17 protein-coding genes are annotated in these 19468 nt (G+C 41.7%); 12 read left to right on the top strand and 5 right to left on the bottom strand.

Annotated elements, in window-relative coordinates:
• The first annotated feature begins 86 nt into the window (after positions 1–86).
• Positions 87–857 carry an SDR family NAD(P)-dependent oxidoreductase gene (locus VK097_RS12775; protein WP_324212194.1) on the top strand — a complete coding sequence of 257 codons (771 nt, stop codon included), beginning with the start codon at positions 87–89 and terminating at the stop codon, positions 855–857.
• Between the two features lie 474 nt (positions 858–1331).
• On the opposite strand, the gene VK097_RS12770 is transcribed toward VK097_RS12775, so the two are convergent.
• Positions 1332–1877 carry a TetR/AcrR family transcriptional regulator gene (locus VK097_RS12770; protein ID WP_324212193.1) on the bottom strand — a complete coding sequence of 182 codons (546 nt, stop codon included), beginning with the start codon at positions 1875–1877 and terminating at the stop codon, positions 1332–1334.
• 286 nt (positions 1878–2163) lie between these two features.
• Here VK097_RS12770 and VK097_RS12765 point away from each other — a divergent pair, with 286 nt between their 5' ends.
• Positions 2164–2451 (top strand): DNA-binding protein, encoded by a 288-nt coding sequence (locus VK097_RS12765; RefSeq protein WP_324212192.1) that lies wholly within the window; start codon positions 2164–2166, stop codon positions 2449–2451.
• 107 nt (positions 2452–2558) lie between these two features.
• Here VK097_RS12765 and cudC read toward each other — a convergent pair whose 3' ends face one another.
• Together cudC and VK097_RS12755 are read right to left on the bottom strand one after the other, a co-directional pair.
• Complete coding sequence (cudC, locus tag VK097_RS12760) at positions 2559–3137, bottom strand: choline uptake/conversion transcriptional regulator CudC (protein WP_324212191.1); 579 nt, start codon at positions 3135–3137, stop codon at positions 2559–2561.
• A gap of 218 nt (positions 3138–3355) precedes the next feature.
• Positions 3356–4246, bottom strand: a complete 891-nt coding sequence (locus tag VK097_RS12755) for a glycine betaine ABC transporter substrate-binding protein (RefSeq protein ID WP_324212190.1) — start codon at positions 4244–4246, stop codon at positions 3356–3358.
• A gap of 388 nt (positions 4247–4634) precedes the next feature.
• On the opposite strand from VK097_RS12755, the gene betB reads away from it, so the two are divergent.
• The 3 genes from betB (at position 4635) to VK097_RS12740 (ending at position 8863) form a co-directional block, all read left to right on the top strand.
• On the top strand, positions 4635–6092 hold the full coding sequence (gene betB / locus VK097_RS12750) for a betaine-aldehyde dehydrogenase (protein WP_324212204.1): 1458 nt from the start codon (positions 4635–4637) through the stop codon (positions 6090–6092).
• Positions 6093–6464: 372 nt separating this feature from the next.
• Positions 6465–8150 (top strand): choline dehydrogenase, encoded by a 1686-nt coding sequence (gene betA, locus VK097_RS12745; protein WP_324212189.1) that lies wholly within the window; start codon positions 6465–6467, stop codon positions 8148–8150.
• A 362-nt stretch (positions 8151–8512) separates the two neighbouring features.
• Positions 8513–8863 (top strand): DUF2200 domain-containing protein, encoded by a 351-nt coding sequence (locus VK097_RS12740; protein WP_324212188.1) that lies wholly within the window; start codon positions 8513–8515, stop codon positions 8861–8863.
• Positions 8864–8974: 111 nt separating this feature from the next.
• Here VK097_RS12740 and VK097_RS12735 read toward each other — a convergent pair whose 3' ends face one another.
• Positions 8975–9127: an aspartyl-phosphate phosphatase Spo0E family protein gene (locus VK097_RS12735; protein ID WP_324212187.1), complete on the bottom strand. Its 153-nt coding sequence runs from the start codon at positions 9125–9127 to the stop codon at positions 8975–8977.
• Between the two features lie 143 nt (positions 9128–9270).
• Between VK097_RS12735 and sigW the strand changes: the two genes are divergently transcribed.
• The 6 genes from sigW (at position 9271) to VK097_RS12705 (ending at position 16173) form a co-directional block, all read left to right on the top strand.
• Positions 9271–9834: an RNA polymerase sigma factor SigW gene (gene sigW / locus VK097_RS12730; RefSeq protein WP_324212186.1), complete on the top strand. Its 564-nt coding sequence runs from the start codon at positions 9271–9273 to the stop codon at positions 9832–9834.
• A gap of 14 nt (positions 9835–9848) precedes the next feature.
• Positions 9849–10505 (top strand): zf-HC2 domain-containing protein, encoded by a 657-nt coding sequence (locus VK097_RS12725; RefSeq protein WP_324212185.1) that lies wholly within the window; start codon positions 9849–9851, stop codon positions 10503–10505.
• 207 nt (positions 10506–10712) lie between these two features.
• Positions 10713–11534, top strand: coding sequence for a diadenylate cyclase CdaA (cdaA, locus tag VK097_RS12720; protein ID WP_324212184.1), 822 nt, complete (start codon positions 10713–10715; stop codon positions 11532–11534).
• Positions 11527–12753: a CdaR family protein gene (locus VK097_RS12715; protein WP_324212183.1), complete on the top strand. Its 1227-nt coding sequence runs from the start codon at positions 11527–11529 to the stop codon at positions 12751–12753. The genes cdaA and VK097_RS12715 overlap by 8 nt, the downstream gene beginning before the upstream one ends.
• A gap of 102 nt (positions 12754–12855) precedes the next feature.
• Complete coding sequence (glmM, locus tag VK097_RS12710) at positions 12856–14202, top strand: phosphoglucosamine mutase (protein ID WP_324212182.1); 1347 nt, start codon at positions 12856–12858, stop codon at positions 14200–14202.
• Between the two features lie 180 nt (positions 14203–14382).
• On the top strand, positions 14383–16173 hold the full coding sequence (locus tag VK097_RS12705; RefSeq protein ID WP_324212181.1) for a S9 family peptidase: 1791 nt from the start codon (positions 14383–14385) through the stop codon (positions 16171–16173).
• A 319-nt stretch (positions 16174–16492) separates the two neighbouring features.
• Here the strand turns inward: VK097_RS12705 and VK097_RS12700 are convergent, their stop codons facing one another.
• Entirely contained in the window at positions 16493–17053 is a 561-nt protein-coding gene (locus VK097_RS12700) for a tetratricopeptide repeat protein (RefSeq protein ID WP_324212180.1), read from the bottom strand.
• Positions 17054–17639: 586 nt separating this feature from the next.
• Between VK097_RS12700 and glmS the strand changes: the two genes are divergently transcribed.
• Positions 17640–19442, top strand: coding sequence for a glutamine--fructose-6-phosphate transaminase (isomerizing) (gene glmS / locus VK097_RS12695; RefSeq protein WP_324212179.1), 1803 nt, complete (start codon positions 17640–17642; stop codon positions 19440–19442).
• Positions 19443–19468: the final 26 nt, after the last annotated feature.

Genomic DNA, 19468 nt, shown 5'->3' with positions numbered 1-19468 from the left:
AAGATGTTGCATGTAAATAGAGATAATGAAGGCTAAGCGCTTTTGGTGAAAATTATCTCATAAGCTGATAATAGGAGGATGTTCATTTGAATAGATTAAAAGATAAAGTTGCTATCATTACTGGGGGAGTTGGGAATATTGGTAAAGAGACTGCTCAACTTTTCTTACAAGAAGGAGCTAAAGTTGCGATAGTTGATTTGTCCAACGAGGCATTGACGTCAACAGTAGACGAATTAAAAACATATGGGGATATTATTTCTATCACAGCAGATGTTACTCAAGAAAAGGAAGTTAAAGATTATGTACAAACAGTTTTAGATAAATGGGGTAAAATTGACGTTTTCTTTAATAATGCTGGTATAGAGGGTGACGTTAATGGAATTACCGATTTTGATCTTGATGCGTTCAAAAAAGTAATCGATGTAAATCTAATTGGTTCTTTTCTCGGGCTTAAGCATGTATTGCTAGTTATGCAGGAGCAAAAATTTGGAAGTATAATTAATACATCTTCAGACGCCGGATGGTCTGGTGATGGGGGCTTAAGTGCATATGTTGCTTCAAAGCATGGTGTGGTAGGTCTTACAAAAACAGCAGCGTTAGAAGCTGCTGATGATAAAGTCAGAGTAAACAGCATTCAGCCTACTGGTGTAGATACAAGAATGATGAATGAACTTGAAAAAGAATATGAAACTAAAGGAGTATCAACCTCTATAACGGATGAAGCAATTCCATTTGGCCGCTATGCTAAAACAATCGAATTAGCATATTTAATATTATTTCTAGCTTCTGATGAAAGTCAATTTATCACGGGAAGTCAATATACTATAGATGGTGGGCGATCAGCCTTATCGAGATAGAGCCAAAGAGATTCTAAGCCAAATGTTGAGGTGAGCTGTTCGCTCACTTCTATTTGGTGGTGCTGAATAAGTTATATCTTATCCAAAAATAAAAGAAATTTTCTTTTGTAGCCCGAAAACAGGTTTCCGGCTATAAAATATAAAAAGCACAAACAAGCATCACGGAGAGTCTTATCAAGGTTCATAATCAAGAATTGGATGGAATTGACTGTTTCACTTGTTGCTTGAAGGCATGATGAACTAAGGACCAAGCCAAAATTTTTAGTCACTTGCGCCTGTTTATCATAAAGCGAGATTCCTTGTTATTAGTGGATTTTTTGTTTGTTCAGCAGTCCCTAAATAAAAAGAAAAGCATAGCTTGCTATCACAATAATGAAAGACGAGAGTTGACTAAAACTTGCTTGCTTTCAGAGTTGTTATTCCCATCACCTCTCCGACCGTAGCAGTAAGAAGATAATACTTTCCCGCCTATGTTCAGTCCTCCTTCGTTAACTGGATGAGTCTTTCTAAGACACGTTGACGGCGATCATCTTCTAATGGAGCCAAATCAAAAATTTCGGAAAACCAAAGACCGTCCACGGCTAGTCTTAAAATAGTAGCGTTAATGGGGTCGAGACCATCGTTGTCAATATGATCCTGCCATTGTTCATAAGCATCTTGAATAGGCTTTAATAAATCTCGATTAATTGTTGCCGCCGCCATTAACCCAGCGTCCATATCTTTATCGGGATTTCTCTGCTCGAATGTTCCTTTGATGAACGAACGAGTCCATCTACCTTTACGATGCTGTAAAGTATCCTGATCAACATTCTTTTCGATATTATCTATATAACTTTGCATGGGATCTTGTACCATACCGGCGACTAAGGCATCTTTGGACGGAAAATGATATAATAGCCCTCCCTTACTTACACCGGCTTTCTCTGCTGCAGCTTCGAGTGTTAAATTCAATATGCCGTCTGATTGTACGATATATGCCGCTGCCTTGAGAATTTTAGATCGTGTGTTATTTTTAGACATAAACATATTCCTTTCGAATAACCTGAGTAACCTTCTGCTCTTATTATACCGCCCAGAATGAGTAATAGTCTATTATAAATATAATTATTTTGAATTTATCTATAGCGTTTTGTTTTGTTCTTGTTGCATTTTCTTATTACTCTTTTTCAGAGTATCTTCAAGAAGCTCGAACCTTCTTCAAATATCTTAAACGATACGATCGGGCGTAGTAGTTGAATAAGCATTGTACCTGAATCGGACCATTTAACGGAATAATAATGTATTAAAATATCAGGAGGATATTCATATGGAATTTGACTTTACTTGGATAGGATTGGGAATCGCCATTACAGGTTATTTTATAGGGAATGGGCTAGGAAATTTTAAAAATCTGAACAGTAATGTTGTGGGTGAAATTAGTGGACTTTTTGATCAAGACGATGAACACGAATTAATAAAGGAAAATGATGTGCATCTCCATTTGGATATATCAAAAGAAGACGCAAAGTCTCTAATTCAGGACCATCCAGAAGTACCACATATTATTATAAACAATACATTGTACTATCCAAAGGCACCGTTACGAGCTTGGTGAAAAATATAGGAAAGCAGGCCTTTTTTCTATAAACAGGCGCTTATACGGCTGAGCATAGGTCGTATCATATGGTGGGATTCCCGTCGAGTAAGAACTAGCCATTATAACTAATCCCTCCCATCTGTATCTTCCACGGGTATATAATTATATATTTCACCGGATTTGGTAAGCTTAGCAAGCCGTCCCAGCCAACGATAATATACCACGGCTTCATCGAGTTGTTGATAATCCAGCTTGGCTTTTTCTCGTAATGTTTCATCTGTTTGACTATTTTCAATCACCCCGTTAAGTTGTTCCTGAGCCTTTTTAATACTCCCCAAAAACATATCCACTTCACGTTCCCATTTCATACCAAAGAAATGGGAGAAGTAATTGAAGAAGTTTTTTTCTGCTATGAATGAATCCTTTCTCAAGCCCTTCTGCCACACCTTTTGGACGATATTGATATCTTGAAGCTTCCTGACAGATGTACTCATGCTTGGTTTACTCATGCCGAGCGCTTCTTTCATTTCATCCAGGTTCATCGGCTGATGTTTAAAATACATCATTCCGTACAGGCGCCCCACCGAGGGGGTTACACCATAAAGGTCCATTGTTTCTGAAATCGTATTAACCATGATAGATTCAGCTTGGTCGATTTTTTCTTTGTCTCTTTCATAATTAAAGTTGTTTCCATTATCTACCATTTCGACACCTCTTTTTTGCGGAGATCAACGTACTAGGCATTATCCATTGTTAAATTCATTTATTATATATTAAATGTTACTACCATTTTATAATGAATATTACCGACATGCAACTTACATACCTAGGATTAGGTACAGCTAATAGTTAATGGATTACTTTACACAAAACAGAAAAAGAGACGACCTCTTGCTGAGAATCGTCTCTTCCCCGCTTATATTTATTTCATCCATTTTTCAATCAAATCCTGATTATTTTTCACCCATTTTTGTGCGCCTTTAATGGGATTGTCCTCATTGTTTTTGACATTAACCATCAATTCACCAAGTTGCTTGTCCTTCAACTTAAAATTCTTCATCCATTTACTGACTTTTTTATGGTCTTCAGCAAATCCATCACGGGTTGCCATATAAATCTTTTCTACTTCACCATAGACCTTTTTGGGGTCATCCAGGAACTTCAAGTCCACTTCAGAAAACACCCAATGTGGTTTCCATAGCGGTGCAACGATGGGTTCTTTGTTTTCCGTCGCGTTTTTAATGGACGTAATCATTGCTGCTTCACTGCTCTCCACCAATTCATAATCAAGACCGTACTTTTTAATCACTTCTTCCGTTATTATCATGGTTCCTGCCCCGGGCTCAAATCCTGTTATTTCGCCTTCGAACTTTTCTCTATTTTCATTTAAATCTTTAATGCTGTTAACATCTTTCATATATTTCGGAACGGCCAGTCCAACTTTCCCATTTTCATACCAAGGATCTTCGAAAAAGTTAACCTCATCTTTATACTTTTCATAATAGCTCTTATCTTGCACCGGCAACCAAACTTCCGGCGCCACATCTAAATCTCCTTCAGCTAAAGCAGCCATCTGCGGGCCCATCTCGATAAGTTTTAATTCCACGTTATATCCTTTATCTTCCAGAATTGCCTTCCACATATTTGTAATTGCAATATTTTCTGGCCAATTAATCTGACCAATTGTGATCTTTTCTTTAGATTCATCAGATGTACTGCCCGAACCTTCACTTCCACTGTTTGAACCGCAAGCTGCCAGTGCAAAAAGAATAATAGTTAATACAATTAATTGACTTATTTTACGAAAACTCATTAAATGACATACACCTTTCTACGTTAAACTTTGGCAAATACTATTGAGAAGCACACCTTTGCCAAGCGTGTTACCAGCTAATTTATACTTTCATTGAATCGCGAGTCTCGCCCCCCTTTTGTTAAATAAAATAAATATATTTAATTTTTTCTTAATGAAACACTACATAACAGAATAACGAAAAAAGAAATTTTGTCAAACCGCATAATTAATTTCATTTTTTCTTATTGGTTGTCTCATCAACGATACAAAGATTTTATAATTATTCAACGTTTGACAAATAAATGAGTTTGCTGCTAGGATATACATATTAAAATTATTTAATTTTTATTTAATATATTTAACAAAATGACTATAGCAAAGGAGTGATCTTTTGAGTTTACAAAGAATGTTTATTAATGGCGAGTGGGTGAACGCCAAATCCGGAGAAACACGGGATATCATTAACCCTTATAATCAAGAAGTCATTGCAACTGCCGCAGAAGGAAATGAAAAAGACACTCAAGCAGCCATTCAAGCAGCAAGACTGACATTTGACGAAGGCAGCTGGAGCACATTGCCTGCCAATGAACGCGGTGAGCTTGTTTATCAAATCGGTACATTGATTCGTCGAGACCTAGAGGAACTGGCTGAATTGGAGACATTGGATACTGGTAAAACAGTCCAGGAAAGCCGTGATGATATGTCAGACATCGCCAATGTTTTTCTTTATTTCGGTGGTTTAGCAGATAAAAATGGCGGTGAAGTTATTCAATCACCGATTCCGGACAGTGAAAGTAAAGTTGTTCGCGAGCCTGTCGGTGTTTGTGGACAAATCACTCCATGGAATTATCCTTTATTACAAGCCGCGTGGAAGATTGCACCGGCTTTGGCAGCAGGTAACACCATTGTTGTGAAACCAAGTGAAATCACACCATTAACAACAGTTAAAGTCTTTAAACTAATGGAAGAGGCTGGAATACCAAAGGGTGTGGCCAACTTAGTGCTTGGTCCCGGAGCTTCGACAGGTGCAGAACTATCTGTTAATCATGACGTTGATTTAATTTCATTTACCGGCGGCATTGAAACTGGGAAAACAATCATGCAAGCAGCTAGTCATAATGTAAAAAAAATCGCACTTGAGCTTGGCGGAAAAAATCCGAATATCGTTTTTGCCGACGCTGATTTTGAAACAGCGGTTGACCAGGCCTTAAATGCGGTATTTTTCCACGCCGGACAAGTTTGTTCTGCGGGGGCAAGACTTTTAGTTGAAGAAAGCATTCATGATGAATTTGTGGAAGCTCTCATTGAACGAACAAAACGAATCAAATTAGGCAATGGTTTTGATGAAAACACACAAAGTGGCCCAATGATTTCTGCAGAACACCGTGCGAAAGTTGAACACTATGTGGAAATTGGTAAAAAAGAAGGAGCTACACTTTCCATCGGCGGACAGCGCCCTGATGATCCTGAGTTGCAAAACGGCTTTTTCTATTTACCTACTATTTTTACAAACTGTACAAACGATATGCGCATTGTCCAGGAAGAAGTATTCGGACCGGTATTGACAGTAGAAACCTTTCAATCCAAAGAGGAAGCTGTCAAATTAGCGAATGATACGATTTATGGTTTGGCTGGTGCCGTCTGGACGCAGGATTTGGATAAGGCTGAATTTGCCGCAGCACGCTTGCGAATGGGTACCGTTTGGGTCAATGACTTCCATCCTTACTTTGCACAGGCACCGTGGGGTGGATATAAGCAATCAGGCATCGGCCGTGAACTTGGTCATGAAGGTATGGCAGAATATACCGAAGTGAAACACATTTATCGTAACAAACAACCTGAAGCCGTTCACTGGTTCAAGTAATTTTCTTTAAACAAATTATGGAAATCGATGCTTTACAAACAATAACTCTGAACCATTTTACTGGAAGGTGTTTAGAGCTATATTAAACTAAAACTTAAATGTTATGGTCCCAATAATTAAAATACTGCTTCGACATTTACAAGTTTAAAATTAAATGTGTTTTATTATTCCACTTGTTAAAAATGTATTTAATAAACTTAATAGATGAATAATACAGTGGGAATAGATGGAATAGCTTGCAAGATTGGTGGATTCATCGAGCACAATCAAAAGCTGTCAATCTGCAACACTACCAAAAGAAGATTTTTGCATGTTTGTTAAATTTCTTTATTTACTGTATTCCATTGAACAATCTTTAAGGGGGTATTTCAGATGAACCAAACATATGATTATGTAGTTGTGGGCGGTGGCAGTGCAGGTTCTATCCTCGGCAACCGTCTCAGTATGGATAAAGATAAAAGCGTCCTTGTTCTGGAAGCGGGGCGCAGTGATTATTTTTGGGATTTGTTTATTCAAATGCCGGCAGCTTTAATGTACCCGTCAGGCAATCGTTTTTATGACTGGATCTATTCCACGGATGAAGAGCCTTATATGAATGGACGCAAAGTTGCACATGCCCGGGGGAAAGTACTTGGGGGATCGAGTTCCATAAACGGCATGATTTACCAGCGCGGAAATCCAATGGACTATGAACGGTGGGGATCCTCACCCGGTATGGAAACGTGGGACTATGCGCATTGTCTGCCATACTTTAAACGACTGGAAAAAACCTTTGGAGCGGATTCGTCTGATGAGTACCGCGGTCACCATGGTCCAGTTAAATTAAGACGCGGCCCGGCAAAAAACCCTTTATTTCAAGCTTTTTTCGATGCAGCTGAAGAGGCTGGTTACGCAAGAACACCCGATGTAAATGGTTTCCGTCAAGAAGGGTTTGGCCCTTTTGACAGCCATATCCACAACGGAAGACGGGTTTCTGCATCAGGTGCATATTTGCGGCCTGCAATGCGACGTAAAAATTTAACAGTAGAAACGCACGCTTTTGTTACCAGTATTGATTTCGATGGTACACAGGCTACTGGGGTGACATACCAAAAGAATGACAAAACCTATCAAATAAATGCGGGTGAAGTAGTCCTTGCCGGAGGTGCATTTAACACGCCGCAATTGCTTCAACTGTCCGGTGTTGGAGATGTTGAACATTTACGCTCACTTGGCATTGACCCGGTCGTTGACTTGCCTGGTGTAGGTGAAAACCTGGAGGATCATCTCGAAGTATATATTCAACATGCATGTCCACAGCCAGTTTCCGAGCAGCCGAGTCTAAACAAAGCTAAAATGCCTTGGATCGGTTTGCAATGGCTGCTTGGGCGTACCGGTCCGGCAGCATCGAGCCATTTTGAAGGCGGCGGATTCGTTCGTTCAAATGAGGATGTTGATTATCCGAATCTGATGTTCCACTTCCTGCCGCTTGCAGTTCGATATGATGGTCAAAAAGCGGATACGGAGCACGGATTCCAGGTACACGTTGGACCGATGTACTCCAGCTCCCGAGGAAGCCTGAAGATCCGTTCCCGTGATCCTTTTCAGCATCCAAGCATTGTATTTAACTATCTGTCCACCGAAGAGGACCGGCGTGAGTGGATTGAAGCCATACGTGTTTCACGTGATATTCTTTCTCAGCCAGCGTTAGCGACTTATAGCACAGGGGAAATTTCCCCCGGTCCTTCTGTTGAAACAGATGAGGATATTTTGGAATGGGTTGCGAATGACGCGGAAACGGCACTCCACCCATCCAGCACGGCAAAAATGGGTCCTGCATCTGATCCGATGGCTGTTGTTGACCCACTGACTATGAAGGTTCATGGCCTGGACAATGTACGGGTAGTGGATGCATCTGCAATGCCGCACACGACGAATGGGAATATCCATGCACCGGTGTTGATGCTTGCAGAAAAAGCAGCGGACATCATCCGCGGCCAAAGACCAATGAAGCCTGAGTATAAGGACTATTACCGTCATGGCGTTCATTCGGCGGATGTAGGTACGGTCGGGAAATAAGTAAGTAATAACTTGAAATGTATTGAATATTGGATAATAATAGGGTCAGTCCCCAGCCACGCTAACACGTTAGCACAGCGGGGACTGACCCTATTATTTAAGTGGGTGGCTTTCAAATCACATTTGGGAGTTTGGGGATTGAATTTATATGCAGGACCCAGACTGTTCGGATGAGTTGTAGTGAACGTAAAGAGAATCGGATAATTATTCAAAAAATGATTATATATTGATTATTCACTTTATATGCATATAAATTCACAAAATTTGTTCCATCGGACAGACTCCTAGGATATTAAGAATAACTGGCGCGCCCATCTTGCGGGAAAGAGCCATTTAACGGAATAATTACAGGAGGATATATAATGACCAAACATAAAATCTATACAATGAGTGTTGCAAGTGTCTATCCCCATTATGTTACAAAGGCGGAGAAAAAAGGACGTACGAAAACAGAAGTCGATAATATCTTCCGGTGGTTAACAGGGTATAGCCAAGAAGAATTAGAAGCACAACTAGAAAAACAAACAGACTTTGAGACCTTTTTTGCGGAAGCTCCCCAACTGAATCCCTCACGGACTTTGATCAAAGGTATGATCTGCGGCGTCCGGGTGGAAGAAATCGAGGAACCAACCATGCAGGAAATTCGCTATTTAGATAAACTAATCGATGAGTTGGCAAAAGGAAAAGCGATGGAGAAGATTTTGCGAAAATAATAGTCAAAACAAAGAAATAACAACAGTTAGGATGTTTTTTATATTGATATAAGCATTTTTCTCTCCTGGAACTGACCTCGTAAGTATACGAAATGAACCTTTATAAAAATATTATGATGCATTTTGGTATTGATTCAACAAATCATCCAGTCGTTTGCTGGATTCCACGACAGCCAGGGATGTCAATCCATATTGTCTACTGAGCGCAAGCATTTCATGACGGCCTTCTTCAATTTTTTTTAACAATATTGAATGATTATCCACAAAAGCTCCTCCTACTTTAGTATAATTAGTAGTATAAAATTACCCATTTAGTAGGGACGATAAACCAATTTAATATTTTTTTGAAACCTTTAACGGTATTAGTCCGTATGGTTAATACCGCATGCTAAGCGGAGGTACAGAAAATGGATTTGATAACCAAAGAAAAAATAAAACAGGTAAAACGAGGAGATCAGTCCGCTTATGAAGACATTGTGTCCTTTTATCAAAGTAAAATTTACCAGCACTGTTACCGGATGCTGGGTAATAGACATGAAGCGGAGGATATCGGTCAAGAGACATTTATTCGTGCCTATGTCAACATTCATTCATTTGATGACAAACGCAAATTTTCGACATGGCTATACCGGATTGCGACTAATTTGACGATAGACCGGATACGAAAACGGAAACCGGACTACTATCTTGACGCGGAAATCAAAGGAACAGATGGGTTGGATATGTACTCACAACTGGCGACGGACGGCCGGCTGCCTGAGGAGGAAGTGCAGGGAATGGAGCTTCAGGAATATATTAATCAGGAGATTTCCGCCCTCCCTCCAAAGTATCGCACTGTTATTATTTTAAGATATTTAGAGGAGTTTTCACTGCAGGAAATCAGTGACATAGTGAATATCCCGCTTGGTACGGTCAAAACCAGAATCCATCGCGGTCGCGAAGCATTACGGAATAAGCTTCGTCATGTGTAAAGGAGTGTGATCGCATGAATTGCAGCAATGAAGCAGTGGAACTTATGCATAAATATTTAGATCATGATTTGACCAGAGAGGAAGAAAACAAGCTGCGCATACACCTGGAAGATTGTGAAGCCTGTCAGAAGCATTTCCATGAACTCGAACGCACAATAAAACTCGTTAAAAATACCGAGCAAATCAATGCACCTGCAGACTTTAAAGATAATGTTATGCAAAACTTGCCTGCTGAAAAAAAACGTATTAAATACTCACGCTGGTTTAAAGCGCATCCTGTGTTAACGTCAGCGGCTATTTTCTTTATTTTTATGTTCGGAGGGATGTTTTCAACCTGGAATCATGAGGGTGAACTAGTCGTTTCCAAACAGGAGAACTTGGAAATAAGCGGTGATACCGTCATCGTTCCGGAGGGTGTCACTGTAAAGGGTGATCTGATGGTCAAAAATGGCGATTTACGGATAGATGGAACGGTCGATGGTGATGTCAGGTTAATCAATGGTGAGCTGATTGAAGGTGAGACTATTGAAGGGGCAGGGCTTAAGGCCTCTGCCGGAGAGGTGAATGGGGAACTGCAGCAGGTGGATCAGATGTTTGAATGGCTTTGGTTCAACTTGAAGGATCTGGTAAAAAGTATCTTTTCGCTGGGACAGATCCAGCCGATTGGCTGACAGATATTGCTCAAATATAAATACAAATAAAACCCGGGGTTCCCTCCTCGGGTTTATTGTTTTCGGAACTATTGCTGATGGCTTTTTCCTGCAGGATCGATAACTTGAATTTTTTCGATATAATTAAAGGCAGACACGAAATATGATATAATGAGATGGGTTCTGGCGTAAGATAGAAAGAGTACATATGCGGAAGGAAGTGTGAACATGCTTGATGGGGGATTTGACCTTTTAGAACTGTTAAGAATCGGCGTAGATATTGCTCTCGTCTGGTATGTTTTATATAAAATCATTATGCTGATCAGGGGAACAAAAGCCATCCAGCTTTTAAAAGGGATTGTGGTTGTCCTGATCATTTGGGGTATCAGTATTGTATTTGAGCTGCATACGATTCAATACCTGACTAACCAGGTCATAAAATGGGGGTTTGTTGTCATTATTATCCTGTTTCAGCCTGAACTTCGAAGGGCACTGGAGCAGATTGGCCGGGGGAAACTCTTCTCCAGAGGCTCAAAATCTGAAGAAGAAATACTGGAACAGAAAATTGAGGCAATCACACGCTCTTGTCAGTATATGGCCAAGCGGCGCATTGGCGCATTAATCACTATGGAGCGTGAAACGGGGATGGGCGATTATGCCGAGACGGGAATCCCCATTAATGGCAAGCTGACCCATCAATTGCTGACAAATATATTTACACCAAACACCCCGCTTCATGATGGTGCCGTCATCATAAAGGACGAGGAAATTTTTGCAGCAGCCTGCTACCTTCCTTTATCTGAAAGCCCGTTCATTTCCAAAGAACTGGGGACGAGACACCGTGCAGCAATGGGGATAAGCGAGGTTACTGATGCGATAACAATCGTTGTATCCGAGGAAACAGGAGGCATTTCCGCAACGAAAAACGGTGAATTAAAACGGAATCTCGATCAAGAGGGACTGCGCAAGTACCTGCGCGAAAATTTGTCCCAATCCATGAAAGCCTCTGAATCCAAGTCACGCAATCAGGGGGGAGAAGACAATGGATAATTGGTTTAAAAGCCGGTGGTTCGTTCGTGGCATATCGCTCGCTTTTGCAATCGCATTGTATGTGTTTGTTCAGGTTGAAATGGATCAATATCAAAATGACTCGCGGCTGTTGCATGATTCAGGCGATGATGCTCAAACGGTCGAGGATGTGCCTGTCAATATCCGCATAGATAATGATAGTTATGTTGTCAGCGGTGTGCCGGAAGTTGCCAGTGTCACATTGGAGGGTACAAGGGGCACACTGACGGCAACAGCACAGCAGAAAAATTTTGATGTTTATGTTGATCTGGAAGGTTTGGAGGAAGGGAAACATACTGTTGACCTGCAGCATAGCGGCATCCCCGATGATCTGAATGCCTATATTGAGCCAAAAACAATTGAAGTGACGATTGAAGAGCGGGAATCGGAACAATTTGATGTTACAGTTGACCCTTTTAACACCGATAAACTCCCCGATGGCTATGAAATTGGGGAAGTGCAGGCAGATCCTGGACAAGTTACGATTACAAGTTCAAAGGAAGTCATTAACCAAATTGCTATTGTAAAGGTGTTTGTCGATGTAGCTGAAGCAACAGAATCAATCGATAGCCGGGAAGTCCCTGTTAAAGTTTATGATGCTAACGGGAATGAATTGAGTGTCCTCGTTGAACCTGAAAGTATTAACGCTTCAGTCGAAATCAATAACCCGAGTAAAACCGTTCCTGTTAGTGTAGAGACAACTGGAGAGCCTCCGGAGGGGTATTCACTCTCCTCCATTTCTGCGAATGCAGATGAGGTGGAAGTGTCAGGGACAAATGAGGTGTTACAGAATATAGAAGAAGTTTCGACCGAGGCTGTTGACCTGTCAGATATAACAGAATCAGGTACGGTTGATGTCGGGCTCGATTTGCCGGACGGTGCAAGTGTACCTGATTCAGGAGCGATTGAAATCACCGTGGAGCTGGAGCAGACACGAACATTTGAAGCAGTTCCAATTAATGTTGAAAATATTGGTAATGGACAAGACATTTCATTTACAGAACCTGAAAATCAGGAAATGGATATAACGGTGACAGGAAGTCAGGAAGATGTCAGTGAACTCTCAGCAGATGACTTTAATATTTTGATAGATGCAGAAGGGCTGGAAGCAGGAGAACATGAGGTTCCAATTACAATCGAAAGCCCCGATGCCATCGAAGTAAATGGAGAATTCGAACAAGCTGCCGTAGAGATTTCGTAATGGATTTGAAAAAAATTTAGTTTGATTATCACAAGCCTTAGGAGCAACTTTTGAAAGAACTTTTAGCAGCTGTTAAACGGATATAAAGGAGAGTTTATCAAGATGGGAAAATATTTTGGAACAGATGGTGTCAGAGGAGTAGCTAACACAGAATTGACATCAGAGTTAGCATACAAATTGGGCCGGTTCGGCGGCTACGCATTAACCAAAGGCACCGATAAGCCCAAAATTATGGTCGGACGTGATACACGTGTCTCCGGAAATATGCTGGAAGGGGCGCTTGTCGCCGGGTTGCTTTCGATTGGTGCTGAGGTCATGCGTCTGGGTGTTATTTCAACGCCGGGTGTTGCTTATCTGACAAAAGCGACGAAGGCAGAAGCAGGCGTAATGATTTCCGCATCGCATAATCCGGTCAAGGATAATGGTATTAAGTTTTTCGGGCCGGATGGATTTAAACTGTCGGATGCTGAAGAGGATGAAATTGAAAAACTGATGGATGGCGAAGATGACTTGCCGCGTCCGATTGGTCCGGATATTGGTGTGATGAATGACTATTTCGAAGGCGGTCAAAAATATCTGTCGTTTCTGAAAGATACGATTGATAATGAATTTGAAGATATAAAAATTGCATTTGACTGTGCGCATGGTTCGACTTCAAGCTTGGCAACACACCTGTTTGCTGATTTGGAAGCGGACATTGTGTCAATCGGCTCTTCGCCTGATGGTCTGAATATTAATGACGGCGTTGGGTCGACACATCCAGGAGCTTTACAAGAATTTGTGAAGGATAAGGATGCGGATCTGGGTCTTGCTTTTGATGGGGATGGTGATCGTCTGATCGCTGTCGATGAGAAAGGTAAGATTGTTGACGGTGACCAGATCATGTATGTCTGTGGAAAATATATGAATCAAAAAGGTGTATTGCGTCATAACACGGTTGTTTCCACAGTCATGAGCAACCTCGGGTTCTATAAGGCACTTGAAGAAAATGGAATGCGCAGTGATAAGACAGCAGTCGGTGACCGTTATGTCATGGAAGAAATGCGAAGAGGCGGCTTTAACCTGGGCGGTGAACAATCCGGCCATGTTATTTTCCTTGATTATAATACAACGGGCGATGGCATGCTGACAGCCCTGCAACTGGTTAATGTGGTCAAAGAAACCGGAAAACCGCTGTCCGAACTTGCCGGAGAAATGGAAATATATCCGCAAGTGCTACAAAATGTCAAAGTAGTTGATAAGCACAATGCTATAACGAATCCGAAAATCCAGGAAGCAATCGATCGTGTGGAAAGAGAAATGGACGGAGAAGGACGTGTGCTTGTACGGCCATCCGGAACCGAGCCGCTCGTGCGGGTAATGGTGGAAGCACCAACTAAGGAAGATTGTGAAAAGTACGCCGATCAAGTAGCGACAGTAATCGATGATTTGCTTGGCATGAAGGAATAAGATGTTTTGTGAAAACTGCTCTCCGGGGAAGGGGAGCAGTTTTTAGATGAACAAAAGTCGCCAAACATCAAGAGCATACGACAATCTTTCTAAACATTCAGCCCTGTTTATTCCACATCATTTGCGGTATAATTATTTTACAAATAGAATAATTCTAATATTTCATTGAGGAGGAATACTATGATCACATTTCCGAAACCGACTGTGGAACAATTTTTCCGTACACATGTGATAACAGGCTTTGACGTTGGTCCTGGTGAAGAGCGGCTGATTTTCAGTTCCAACCTGGACGGCAAAATGAACTTGTGGGCGATGGATCTGCCTGATACATATCCGTACCTGTTTGCCCACCAGGATGAATCGTGCAGCTTTATCAAATTTGATCCTAAAAGCCGTTATGTATTGGCTGGTTTTGACCAGGATGGTGATGAAAACCATCAGATCTATGCAATTCCGTATAATGGCGGCATAGCAAAGTCGATAGTGACAGGCGATCCACAAGAAAAATACTTTTTCACTGACTTAAGTAGTGACGGCGAGCGAATCTATTACATGACATCAGAAGAGAACCCGTCGTTCATGAATGCCCGTGTCCGCAATTTGGAAAATGATTCGGATACATTGCTTAACATCGGTGAAGTGTCGCCCACTGAATTGGCAGCTGTGTCGGACGATGAAGAGGCATTTGTGTATTTACGTGCATTTGCCAACACGTATGTCACTGGGTTTGTCAAAAGAGGAGAAGAAACGTTTGATCTGACACCTGACCCGAAAAAAGTTCATGTGACATTTGATCCTGTATTTGTTGCACCCAACACAATTTATTTCATAACGGATTTTGAAAGCGAGTATAATTATGTTGCAAAATTTGATATCAATAACCAAAAATTCTCCAAAGTGCTGTCGATTGAACATGAAAGTGTTGAGCAGCTGAAATTCAGCAAAGAAAAGAACACGTTATATCTCGTCACCGAAAAAGGTGTGACTGATATACTCTACCGGTATGAAATGGAAACGGAGAAGCTGGTCAGATTATCAGCGCCGGTCGATGTGATCGAACAGCTTAAAGTTACCAAATCGGGTAATCTTTATATTTTGGGGAGAAGTGCAACGACGCCACATAATATCTTTCGGTCAAAATTCGGTGAGAACTGGAAGCAGCTGACCAACAACCGGGTGCTCGGATTAAGCAGTGATGATATGGTTGAACCAGAGGTGGTTTCCTACCAGTCGTTCGACGAGATGGAGATTGAATCATTATTGTTCAGAGCCAAACCGGAGAACGATAATGGCTATACGATCTTCTGGCCGCACGGCGGACCACAGGCTGCCGAACGGAAGTCGTTTCGGTCGATGTTCCAATGTTTATTGAATCGCGGTTATACAATTTTTGCACCAAACTTCCGGGGAAGCACAGGCTATGGGTCGTCTTTCGTTAAACTGGTTGAACAGGACTGGGGAGAGGGGCCGCGGCTTGATTGTGTTGCCGGAATTGAATGGTTGTTTAAAAATGGTATAAGTGACCGTGATAAGCTGTTTCTCGTCGGGGGGAGCTACGGTGGCTACATGACTCTGCTCTTGCATGGACGCCATCCGGAATACTTCAAGGCATGTGTAGATATTTTCGGCCCCTCTGATTTGTTCACGTTCGTGAATTCGGTTCCGCCGCATTGGAAGCCAATCATGGACCGCTGGCTTGGTGATCCTGAACGTGATAAGGAACGCTTTGAAAAGGATTCTCCCGTTACCTATCTTGAGAGTATGACAAAACCTATGCTTGTTATCCAGGGCGCAAAAGACCCGCGTGTCGTCAAAGAGGAATCCGATAATATCGTTGCCAAGCTTCAGGAAGAGGGCCGCGATGTCGAATACCTAGTCCTTGAAGATGAAGGGCATGGTTTTTCGAAAAAAGAAAATGAAATTAATGTTTATAAACGGATGCTGGACTTTTTGGAAAAGCATCAGGATTAAAAAGAAGGGGGCTGGGTCAAAACTAAAATGTTCAACACTAAAAACGAACGGTAGCCAGGAGATTCTGGTAAAATGTAGATATATGTTCGAACTACCGCTTCGGAAAAATACTACGCTTTCCGGGGGCGGCTGATGAGCTTGCTATACTTAATGGTTATTATTGAGAGAGGAGACTGGGACAAAAGCATTTTTCAAGACCTGCTGAAATCTCTTCTCAATCCTATAATCGAATTCACGACAGAAAAAGTGGTATCCGAAAAATGTTTTTTCAGGATGCCACTTTATCGTTAGTTATTTCGATTATAGGAACAAAAGAGGGTTAATTATTTATTTTTTTCTCACATGTCTCGATCGCGGTTTCAGTCGATTTAATCAGTTCACTGTTGCGATTACCCGTTCTGAGTTCCAGAGCTTTATGAAAGTAATCGAGTGCTTCACGGTATTTTTCCTGGTCAAACAGGTTTTTGCCCTGATGCTGATAAACAAAATCCCGGTATTCAGCGTAATCCGGATCATTTTCGGCAGTCTTCAGCAACTCGTCGAACATTTTATTGGATGTGTCAAAATCGTTATGCCATTGATATGTATTGGCTAGACGCAACCGGTTGACAAACACGCTTTGTTTTCGGTTTAATTCGCGGAAAATGGTTATGGCCTGATTAAGATGCTTCTTACTTTCATTCAGTTCGCCAATCACCCGCAAAAAATAACCAAGCAACCCATGTAATTTTCCTTTTTCGGCTTCTTTCAGTGTTTCATCATCAAGCTGTTTCTGAAGATACATCATACCGTGAAGCATGTCCATTTTATTTAATGGAACTTCCCGTAAATTCGGACCAAATTTGAATGTCATATCATGAGGGATATCTGAAATGTTCATAAAAATCTCCTTACTTGTTTTCCTTAAGTATACTAAATATGAGGCGATACGAGCCACACATTAAGCTTCATCAAGGCATACACATAATACACCACCCATTTCAAAAAGTATTGACCATTGAGTTTTATCTCAGTTAGAATGTAAAAGCACTCTTTTGATGAAGGGTGGATTCAAAAACAGAAAGGAGAGCAGAGATTTAAAGCATAATTAAAGCGCCCGGACTATTTTTTGATCGACAGTGAAAATAGTTGACGAGGAGGAGGTTATCGAATTTGATCGGCGGATACCTCCCGACTGCACATCTCAGTCGTAATGCTTTTTCCGAAAACGGCGAGGCGACTTGCCGTACAACGGGTAAAGCAAGATGACAGACGTAACAATCACGAGAAAGGGGCAACAAGACGCTCCATAAAAGAAAAAACCTGTTTTCGTATTGTGTGCTGCTTTTTTTATATGCATGATCAGAAAGAGTCTACCCTGCAGCGGGTTCGAAATTCAGTCAACGATAAAAAAACAGCATTCTTTCAGAAAACAGCTTGAAGGAAAGAGGTCGTTTGTTGCCCCTTGTATCAAGGAGGAAACAACGATGTGTGGAATTGTAGGATATATCGGATATGATGATACAAAGGAAATTTTACTGAACGGACTGGAAAAGCTGGAATATCGCGGTTATGATTCAGCAGGAATTGCGATGTTAGATGATGGCGACATCAATTTATTTAAAGTAAAAGGGCGGATCGCTGCGTTGCGCCGGCGTGTCGATGATACAGCTGTGTCGACAATGGGGGTTGGTCATACACGCTGGGCAACGCATGGCGAGCCGAGCGCGGAAAATGCACATCCGCACCAAAGTGCATCCGGCCGCTTCGTGCTGGTTCATAATGGTGTCATTGAAAATTTTCAGAATTTGAAAAGAGATTATCTTGACGGTTTTGCGTTTGGCAGTGAAACAGATACCGAAATCATTGTTCAGCTTGTTGAAAAAAACGCTGAGAAATACTGGGACACAGCAGAAGCATTTCGTCAGACGATAAGCCTCTTGAAAGGTTCGTATGCGATTGGCTTAATCGATAAGCAAGACGAGGAAACGATTTATGTGGCCAAAAATAAAAGTCCATTGCTTGTTGGACTTGGCGGCGGATTCAATGTTGTCACAAGTGATGCCATGGCTACATTGAAAGAAACAGATCAGTATCTGGAAATTTACGATCAGGAAGTTGTCCTTGTGAACCGCAATTTCGTGGAAGTGCAAAAATTGGACGGTACTGCCGTTAATCGCAGCCCGTTTACAGCACAAATTGATTTAAATGACACGGAAAAGGGCACATACCCGCACTTTATGCTTAAAGAAATCGATGAACAGCCATTTGTCATACGCCGTATTATTCAAGAGTACCAGGATGAATATGACGGTCTGAAACTTGATCAGGATATACGCAGTACCATGAAAACGTGTGACCGTATTTATATTATTGCAGCCGGAACCAGTTATCATGCAGGACTTGCCGGAAAACAGTTCCTGGAGAAAATGGCCGGGATACCGGCGGAAGTGCATGTGGCCAGCGAATTTTCCTATAATATGCCGCTTTTGTCAGAGAACCCGCTATTTGTTTTCATTTCACAGAGTGGTGAAACAGCTGACAGCCGTTCGGTATTAGTTAAAATTAAAGAAATGGGACATCCGGGATTGACGATTACAAATGTGCCCGGATCCACCCTTTCTCGTGAAGCAGATTATACGTTGCATCTGCATGCAGGACCGGAAATTGCTGTCGCCTCGACAAAAGCCTATACGGCACAGATCGCGGTTTTAGCGATTCTGGCAGTCGACACGGCACGGGCTGAAAGTCTCCAACTGGACTTTGATCCATTGCAGGAACTTGCTATTGCTGCGAATGCGATGGAAGTACTGACAGATCAGAAAGAAGCGATTGAAGAGCTGGCCCAGGATAATCTCGGAACAACCCGAAATGCTTTTTTCATCGGCCGGGGCAGTGACTATTTTGTATGTCTGGAAGGTGCATTGAAACTAAAGGAAATCTCTTATATTCAGGCAGAAGGTTTTGCCGGCGGTGAGCTCAAACACGGGACCATTGCATTAATTGAAGAAGGAACACCGGTCATTGCTCTCGCGACACAGGAAAATGTCAATTACGCCATCCGCAGTAATGTGCAGGAAGTCGTTGCACGCGGTGCCAATGATATGATCTTCAGTATGAAAGGTCTTGAGCAGGATACCGATACGTTTGTCGTCCCGCAAGCGCATGAACTGCTGACACCGCTTGTCAGTGTCGTGCCAATGCAGCTGCTTGCCTATTATGCAGCACTGCATCGTAACTGTGACGTTGATAAACCAAGGAACCTGGCCAAAAGTGTTACGGTCGAGTAAGAATGCATTTGAAAGAAATTTGCACG

Source organism: Lentibacillus sp. (genome assembly GCF_035301675.1).
Lineage (GTDB): Bacteria > Bacillota > Bacilli > Bacillales > Amphibacillaceae > Lentibacillus.
This window is presented reverse-complemented; position numbering and strand designations above follow the sequence as displayed.